The organism is Oculatella sp. LEGE 06141 (assembly GCF_015207605.1).
Lineage (GTDB): Bacteria > Cyanobacteriota > Cyanobacteriia > Elainellales > Elainellaceae > Oculatella.
Window position 1 is genome coordinate 20,799 of sequence record NZ_JADEWO010000073.1, and the last position, 6,260, is coordinate 27,058.

General features: G+C 45.3%; 6 protein-coding genes and 1 pseudogene. 3 read left to right on the forward strand and 4 right to left on the reverse strand.

The features are described from left to right. Nucleotides 1–8: 8 nt before the first annotated feature. On the reverse strand, nt 9–827 hold the full coding sequence (locus IQ268_RS28490) for a potassium channel family protein (protein WP_193886215.1): 819 nt from the start codon (nt 825–827) through the stop codon (nt 9–11). 42 nt (nt 828–869) lie between these two features. Continuing rightward, the gene (locus IQ268_RS28495) at nt 870–1,385 is read right to left on the reverse strand and encodes an HPP family protein (RefSeq protein WP_193886217.1); all 516 of its coding nucleotides are present in this window, start codon (nt 1,383–1,385) and stop codon (nt 870–872) included. Between the two features lie 600 nt (nt 1,386–1,985). On the opposite strand from IQ268_RS28495, the gene IQ268_RS28500 reads away from it, so the two are divergent. Continuing rightward, nucleotides 1,986–2,864, forward strand: a complete 879-nt coding sequence (locus tag IQ268_RS28500) for a hypothetical protein (protein WP_193886219.1) — start codon at nt 1,986–1,988, stop codon at nt 2,862–2,864. Between the two features lie 86 nt (nt 2,865–2,950). Continuing rightward, complete coding sequence (locus IQ268_RS28505; RefSeq protein WP_193886221.1) at nt 2,951–3,685, forward strand: histidine kinase; 735 nt, start codon at nt 2,951–2,953, stop codon at nt 3,683–3,685. Between the two features lie 196 nt (nt 3,686–3,881). Here the strand turns inward: IQ268_RS28505 and IQ268_RS28510 are convergent, their stop codons facing one another. Continuing rightward, a complete protein-coding gene (locus tag IQ268_RS28510) occupies nt 3,882–4,412 on the reverse strand; it encodes an SH3 domain-containing protein (protein WP_193886223.1) in 531 nt (176 codons plus the stop codon). 143 nt (nt 4,413–4,555) lie between these two features. After that, on the reverse strand, nt 4,556–5,374 hold the full coding sequence (locus IQ268_RS28515) for an S-layer homology domain-containing protein (protein ID WP_193886225.1): 819 nt from the start codon (nt 5,372–5,374) through the stop codon (nt 4,556–4,558). A 478-nt stretch (nt 5,375–5,852) separates the two neighbouring features. Here IQ268_RS28515 and IQ268_RS28520 point away from each other — a divergent pair. Then, nucleotides 5,853–6,260 (forward strand): annotated as a pseudogene (locus IQ268_RS28520) (hypothetical protein); the annotation flags it as partial.

The following is a 6,260-nucleotide window of genomic DNA, read 5'->3' on the forward strand; positions in this document are numbered from 1 at the left end:
ACTCTAACTCAAGCCTCAGGGTTTGAATCTTGATGCACCAGTGTTTGGATCTCAGCTCTGAGTGCAGCAATTTCAGCTTGCAGATCGGCGATCGCCCTAGCACCAGCAACCTCGGCCTCCGGATCTTCAGCATCGCGATCGACAAAAAATGTGGCCAGCGTAGCGGTGACGTAGCCAAACACGGCAAAGGCATACAATGCTAAGAAAAAGCACAGCACTCGTCCTTCAGGCGTTCTGGGAAAATAGTCTGACCCCATCGTGGTGATGATCATGGCTGTCCACCAAAGAGCCGTACCATAATCGGGTAAACCTGAATTGGCTAGATCCCGCTCAAAGGCATACATTCCTGCGGCTCCAATCAACGTTACGATCGCTGTTAATGCCACTACATAGGCGAAACCCCGACGATTAATGCTCGCCGCTAATGCTCGCATGCCGCGATTCGTTCGAGTCATTACCCGCAATAGCTGCAATCCTCTAACCGCCCGAGCAGACTGTAAGGCTCGTAGCACTCTCACAATTCGCAGGGTTCGCAGTGCCGGAATGATGAGAGAGAGGGTAATGAGCCAATTCTGTTTAAGATAACGAACTTTATGAGATGCCAGAAAGAACTTTACTCCAAAATCAAGGATAAAGATAATCCAGATTGTCACCCCTAAAAGGTCGAGAAGAGGCGTAAGACCAAAAATTAGCTCAATAATGAATAGCGCTAGCCAACCGAAACTAAGCACCAGCATGGGCAGATCAAGCCAGTCTTCAAGCTGCTGTAATATCTCATCCCGCTCCTGATCCAACGCTTGCTTGTTAATTGGAGGCAAATCCTTCATAGTCGGCTCGTTTACAATGGGGTTTGTCGCTTTTCAATGTAATCATGTATCATATCGAGCTAGTATCCACAGCGCCACCCGTTCGACTCCAACCAATAAGGCCGTGATGCCAACGGCTAAACCAAACAGAACTAAATTGTTTTCGTTGCCTGCCCTCAAGGCGAAACTGAGAGACGTTGAAACGGCAGGAGGATGAACCACGTCCAGCAAAATCATCAAGACGATCGTGGTGACCATTGCAACTCCGCCTGAGAGATATCCAGAGCCAAAGGTCAAGTAGGTGATTAAACCAATCACAGCCGCCATCATCTGAGCAATGACGAGCGTTCGCACGGTATTAGTGCCATGCTGAGGATCAAGATAGATCAAAAAGGCACTGGATGCGAGCGAGGCAAACAGTAGGCGTTGCCGACTGAGGACTTCTACAAATGCTAATACGCCCAACACGATAATGGTCGGCCCGGTCGCAAGAGCAAACTCACCTTTGAGATTTAGCCTACGCCTCAAAGAGCGATTGGCTCCTTGGATGGGTGTTAAACTAGATCGATTTTGACTCACCGTATTTTTCCGTCAGTGCTTTTCTATTTATTTTCCTATTAGTTCTATTAGTAGGGCATATGGCTCAAAGAAACAATTAAGCCGACGGTTACTGAGAAGCTACTCCATTGGTCAATGCTGTCGATTCCACAAAAGCTTAATTTGAATATTGAGGGTTGACAGGAGTACAAGCGAAAACTTTTGCTAGTGAACTATCCTCTATTTCTAACAAAAGAGATGCAAGGATTTCATGCCAATTTCATTTTTGTAAGTTTGCATAATTAGTATCTCAATTGTATTGAGAAACTGCAATTATTTCTATTAGTATTTTATTAGAAGTTTCACTCCGTTGATAGAGTTAATGCTTCCTCCTCAGAGATAACCTGAACATGATGCATACACATTCATAACAGAAGCAAAATCAAGAGTAATTGAAACTAGCTTCGGTTGTTGATAGTGAATGAGCATCAAGGCGTATTGCACATCTGTAAAAGAGTATTGGATACAATTTACAGCTAATTTCTTAAGCAACAAACCTTTGCCGTCGATGCAGAAATAGTAACTTTCCTATGCCATTAAGAGAAAGAATTGTTTTGCATTTCACGCTGCGGAGGCTAAGAAGTGAATTGGTGCAAACGTACAAACAATTTTTTGGAGGATAAGATGAATAGGCAAAATAGAACCGTTCTGCAATTAAAGAAAAGAACGGGAGTTAGGCTAGGGGCGATCGCACTGGGTTTAACAGCAGTGCTTCTTCCTAGTTGTGCTATAGATACATCCACTGAAGAAAGTGCTGCTGAATCAGCAAACGTCACAACTGAAGAAGTTACCGAAGATACTTCTGCTTTGGTTGGGCAAGAAATCACAGTGAGAAATATGGTAGAAAATACCGTAGGCGATGACAGTTTTCTGCTCGAAACAGATGCAGGCGAGCTTATTCTAGTGGTCAACGCTAGCGGTGCACCTTTTGAGCGTCCTGCTGAAGACATCCCCATTCAAGCGACAGGAACGGTTGAAACCTTTTTGGTTGATGATATCAATCAGGAGTACGGGCTGAATTTGACTAACGACCTGTATGCCGACTACGAAAGCCAGCCTGTCATTATTGCAGAATCTATCGCGTTAGCTCCCAACCCTGAGTATTTTTATAATGCTCCAGAGGAATATTTTGAAGGGAAGGCGATCGCTGTGGAAGGTGATGTCAGACTCCTTGAAAATACCAATAACGCTTTTGCTTTATTTGAAGAAGGTTGGGCTGATGATGTGGGTGTACTCGTTATTGGTGTTGATAGCTACTATGAAGGCGGTGCCATTGAAGAAGGCGAAAATGTTGTGGCTACTGGTGTAGCACGTCAAGCCACTGAGCAGCTTTTGCGAGATGCCAACCTGGGTTGGGATGATAATCAGCTTCAAGAGTTTCTATCGAGATACGAGAACAGACCCGTTATCGCCGCTGATGGTGTCTATCCATCTGCTGTTGATCCTGCTCCGGGTAATTAGTACGGGCATTACGGCAGAAACCGCTTCTCCCAAGCGAGAAAAACAGGACTTATACAGTCCTCCATTGTTGAATTCACACAGAGAATATGGTTAATACACAACACAACACACAGCGCAGCTATTACAAACGTGCAGTTGGTGTCTTTAAAGACCGCGAAGACCTTGAGAGCGTACTCCGTGCCCTTAAAGACAGCCATTATGACATGGAGCGTGTTTCTCTTATCGCGCGGCATGTGGAAGAAGTCGAAGGTGCTGAAGAGGTGACTGACAATCGTGGAGACACAGAGGCACAAGAAGGGGCAGGTATTGGTGCAACCACTGGTACTGTTTTAGGTGGTCTTGGTGGCTTACTAATTGGTCTTGGTGTATTGGCAATTCCGGGTGTTGGTCCTATTCTTGCTGCTGGAGCTGAGATCAATGCGCTGGCTTCAACATTAGCTGGAGCCGGCATTGGTGCAGCGACTGGTGGTATTGTTGGAGCATTGGTCGGCTTAGGGATTCCCGAAGAACAAGCCAAGTCTTACAACGACCGCATTAAAGCAGGGCACTATTTACTGATGGTTAGTGGCACTGAAGACGATCTTCGTCGGGTTGAGTCGATTTTGCGCGATCGCAAGGTAGAGGAGTTCAATATTTATGATGCTCCCGATCTAGCGCAACCGGAACCGTCTACCAGTCGCACAACGGCTTCGCGAGCGGTTGTATCTGATGATAAACGCCGCACCACTAATCGAGATGCTGTGGTAGATACTCGTGATATCGATCGCGACGGCCAACCAGAAGTCGTTATTGTTGATAAGCGAGACAACGTGCAACGATAGAATCTACTGGCTTTAAATCACGTGAGCGAATAGCGCCTCTGATTTTCAAAGTTTGTTGAGCGGTTTAAACTGACCCTTTAATATCTTAATCGTGTGAACAGTGGGGAGTGGGCTAAGCCCACTCCCCACTTACTTAATTATTCCCTTGTGACGTAATCGTCCTGATCCCTCTGACTGAAACAACAAATGTAGCTAATCACTGTAGACGATCAGCTTGAGCTGGAGAACAGTAATTGAGATACGCTCCATAAACATACCCCTGTACCGGGCTTTCAAGAGGAACCCAACCACCTGTACCACGATTAGCGATGTTAACCGTCCGGCTATCAGCCAATACATCAATGACAGCGCTATTCGTTGATGGACTTTGACGAACATTGAGACCTGCGCTCGCATCTACCTCACGGCAATTATCAGGAATAGGAGCAGGCCCGCCAATTCCGCCACAAAAAGTAAGATACTCGGCTGCAACAAAGCCATTAAACGGTTGTGTGATTGGAACCCAGCCGTTGTAGCCCTGATTCTCAATGGAAACGTCGGCTCCGTCGGCTAACACCCCAACAATGGAACTAGTTAGAGAAGGCTGCTGTCTAACATTCAGACCACCACTGTCGATGTTAACGATGCGGCATTCTTCGACAGTCTGCGCTGTTGGTGCTTCCGTTGCATTGGGGAACGTTGTCTCTTGAGCAAAGGCAGGAAGACCAGGTAAGGCCGTGATTGCCATTGATAGGAAAGTAGTGGTAGTCAATTTTTGCCAATTCTTCATAACATATCCTTTCGTTTACATCATTTCGGTGAGCAGTGTTAAAGCGATATCACCCCCGTATTAAAGTCCTGAGTCATTAACGCTTCAAATGGGCTACTGGATTATTGACCCATGTGTCGTAATGCCTGTTGAATCAAATTTGCTGCTTCGGCACGAGTCAACGGTCGAGTAGGTTGAAGAAAGGTGGGTTCAGATAAACGACTCAGATAAATTCTGGCTTCGGTAGCCGCTGCAACGTCATTTTTGGCGTATTCAGGAATTTGATCTGCGTCTCTGTAGTACCAAAGCGAGTCACGAGTTGCCCCGTCGGAATCTAACCCTAACCCATTGGCGATCGCCACCAAAGCATTCACCTTTGAGATCGGTTCATCCGGTCGAAATTCATTGTTAGGGAACCCATTGAAAAAATTAGATTGAGCGGTATTAGCGATCGCTGAAGCTGCCCAGAAATCAGATGAAATATCCCTAAAGCCACCCGTTAGCTGAACTGCGTTGGAATTGAATGTTGCTTGTATCGATCGCATGAAGTTGGGCGTTGGCGTTTGATTGAATGCAGCTTGCACCATCACTGCAAATTCTGCACGAGTAATGGGCTGGTTTGGCCGAAATTCACGGTTAGGGAACCCTTTAATGACACCTTGATCCACTAATTCCTCAATCGCTTCGCTAGCCCAAAAGTCTTCAGGAATATCTGTAAATTCCGCTGGCTGCCATACGCCCAATTCAATATAGGGTCTGCCTCTACGGCCAAAATTGGGAAGAAGGTTGATGACACCAAAGTACTCTAGAACAGTACTAATTAAAGCGATGAGCAAAAACAATGCGATTAGAGAAGCACCAAGGGCATTCCTGTGCTCTGGTCGAGAAGGTTGATGACTCAACCGTGTTTTTTTAGGACTTGAATCAGTTGGAGAAGACATGACTTCGACTACACAAAGGAAGTTTAGATATTTTTCTCAATGAGACGGTGACTCTATTTACTTAAGAATGATAGAGTTCACTTAGAATGTTTAGAATTACTCCAAAAGTTGTACTTGCAAGACTGCTTGCACACTGTCCGTTGACGATACAACGGTTCTTCAACTATTCTCCAAAATATGGAGGTAAAGGATTTCGAACCCTCTTAGATCCCTTTACTTACATAAATAGCCATACGATTATGAAATCAGCATGAAATGTTTGTCATTTAAACCACGATTAATATCACAGACTTATATTGAATAGAAATGAAAACAGCATGAAATTTTGATCGCTCTTGAGCCATAACTGTTTATTCATCCGCTAGTTGGAAGAGGCGGCTGTGGTAGTTCTTTAAAGTGATGCAAAGACAAGCAGAGTTACTGTTGTAATCACTTTAATTAACAGTAAAGTGCACTAAAGTTGAGTTAGGAGATTTTTATGCAACAGCTTAATAAGAAAATTAGTCTGTTCGGAACAATTTGTGGTGGATTACTATTGGGACTGCCAGCAGCCGTCCAACCTGTATCGGCACAAAGCGAAGTTGAAGCAATTAATCCTTGCCCTCGAATCTATTACGAGGAGCCTTTTGACAGCAGCACACTCGTGCCTGAAGGTTGTCCTCTTAATACAATTAGTCGGCAATTAGGAATTAATCAACAAACTGCTCCAGTTGGCAGTACGTTGGGCAATCCTGATCAGGTTATTACTAACCAAAGTGCTCCTCCATCCACCGGGGTTTACGATCGTGCACCTTACACGGGTACTCCCGGTGGAAATTTACCGGGGGCTCCATTGACTCCCAATACGATTTCTCCCACAGATGCTCCCACAACCCCTGCCCAAACT

Coding starts and splice junctions, on each gene's coding strand:
- IQ268_RS28490 (WP_193886215.1), bottom strand. CDS start 827: ATGAAGGATTTGCCTCCAATTAACAAGCAAGCGTTGGATCAGGAGCGG.
- IQ268_RS28515 (WP_193886225.1), bottom strand. CDS start 5,374: ATGTCTTCTCCAACTGATTCAAGTCCTAAAAAAACACGGTTGAGTCAT.
- IQ268_RS28510 (WP_193886223.1), bottom strand. CDS start 4,412: ATGGCAATCACGGCCTTACCTGGTCTTCCTGCCTTTGCTCAAGAGACA.
- IQ268_RS28505 (WP_193886221.1), top strand. CDS start 2,951: ATGGTTAATACACAACACAACACACAGCGCAGCTATTACAAACGTGCA.